General features: G+C 63.4%; 3 protein-coding genes. 1 reads left to right on the top strand and 2 read right to left on the bottom strand.

Going from position 1 to position 1,549, the window contains the following annotated elements; translation table 11 throughout:
- Nucleotides 1–728, bottom strand: a 728-nt coding sequence (locus tag WCA53_RS08115) for an alpha/beta fold hydrolase (RefSeq protein WP_423907790.1), incomplete at its 3' end; no start/stop codon positions are given.
- Between WCA53_RS08115 and WCA53_RS08110 the strand changes: the two genes are divergently transcribed.
- Nucleotides 714–1,343 (top strand): DUF998 domain-containing protein, encoded by a 630-nt coding sequence (locus tag WCA53_RS08110; protein ID WP_423907788.1) that lies wholly within the window; start codon nucleotides 714–716, stop codon nucleotides 1,341–1,343. The genes WCA53_RS08115 and WCA53_RS08110 overlap by 15 nt on opposite strands.
- Here WCA53_RS08110 and WCA53_RS08105 read toward each other — a convergent pair.
- A partial coding sequence (locus tag WCA53_RS08105; protein ID WP_423907786.1) for an STAS/SEC14 domain-containing protein occupies nucleotides 1,321–1,549 on the bottom strand: 229 nt, incomplete at its 5' end. The genes WCA53_RS08110 and WCA53_RS08105 overlap by 23 nt on opposite strands.

Raw genomic sequence — 1,549 nt, 5'->3', positions numbered from 1 at the left:
GTACCCCAGGCGATCAGCACCGGCCGGTCGAAAGTCCTTAGTCGCTCAGCGGCGGCCACGGTGTGCTTGGGCGAGATTCCACGCAACACCGCTTTCAGGTCGGCGCGGATGCGTGGGTCGCGCAATGCAGCAAACCAGCCCGCGAGCAATTCGTCGGGCAGCGGTCGCATGGTCACGGGAACTGCGGCCAGGCCGGCGCGCCGCAGGAATCGGCGCCGCAATACTTGGTCGACAACCGCGATCAGGCCCGGGACGTGGCCGCCGAGGGCATAGATAGCCGGGAACGGGAACGGCGGAAAGTTTTCGAACGTGTCGCAGTTGGTCAACACCAGCCGATCGACGAGCTCGGGATGGTTAGCGCAGAGGATCTGGCACAGCGCACCACCGGTGTCGTTGCCGATGAGCGTGACGTCCTGCAATTGCAGCCGCACGATCAGTTCGGCGATCATGTTGGCAAGCCCGCGCGGAGACAGGTCTGCGCCGTTCATCGGTGTGCGGTGTGCACCCAGCGGCAGGTCCGGCAGAATGCAGCGACGTCCGGCAAGCAGCGGGAGCAGGTCGTCCCAGACGCTACTGTTGACGAAAAGCCCATGGATCAGAACAAAGCACGGCCCGCTACCGTGTTCCCGGTAGTGCAGAACACCTTGGGAGAGAGTGATTTCCGGAATAACTCGACCCTCGCGAACCGTGTCCGTTGTTAAGTGCGCACTGCCATGATAGCGAAGCAACGACGCCCATATGCGGTTGGTGCGGCCGTTGCCTGGCTTTCTGCAGGGCTGGCGTATCTGACCCTGGAAGGCATTGCGGCAGCTGCTTTTCGGCCGCACTACAGTTACGCGCACAACTTCATCAGCAATCTCGGGATACCGTCTGATGATTCGCCGCTGGCCTGGCTGATGAACACCGCGTTCGCTGTCCAGGGCACGCTGTTTCTCGTCGGCGCCATCCTCGCCGTCCGGGCCGTTAAGGCGCGCAAGGCGGGGCTGTTTCTCACTTTTGCTGCCGCGAATGCGGTCGGTAATCTGCTGATCGCGGCCTTCCACAGCGGACCCGCGTCGCACGCGAACGGAACCGCAGGGGTGCACGCGATCGGCGCGGTGTTGGCGATCGTGGGCGGGAACGCGGCCATCCTCGCCGGATCGAGGATCGTCAGCGGTTGGCATCGCAAGGTATCGGTCGCACTCGGAGCGTTCGGCCTGCTCAGCTTCGTGCTGTTCGTCATCGAGCTGACGGCATCCAGCGCTCTGCCGCTTGGGATATTGGAGCGATGCAGCGTCTATTCGATCACCGCGTGGCAACTGTTCATGGCGGCCTGGCTGCCTAGCCGGCGGCCCACTCTTTAGCCTTGTCGAGTTCGTCGAGTTTGAAGGTCTGGAGTTCGCCGGGGATCATCCACGCCAACGCATGCACGGTGTGTGCGATCCACGCCTTGTCGGACACGATCGCGATGCGCTTGAACGCCGCATGATGGGGCCAGACCGTGCTGAAGCCCAGCTTCAGATCCTCGAACAACCCGCCGGGCCCGAAGCCTTCGTAGTCGGGCGCGATC

The sequence above is a fragment of the Caballeronia sp. genome, assembly GCF_049581465.1.
Classification (GTDB): domain Bacteria; phylum Pseudomonadota; class Gammaproteobacteria; order Burkholderiales; family Burkholderiaceae; genus Caballeronia.
This window is presented reverse-complemented; position numbering and strand designations above follow the sequence as displayed.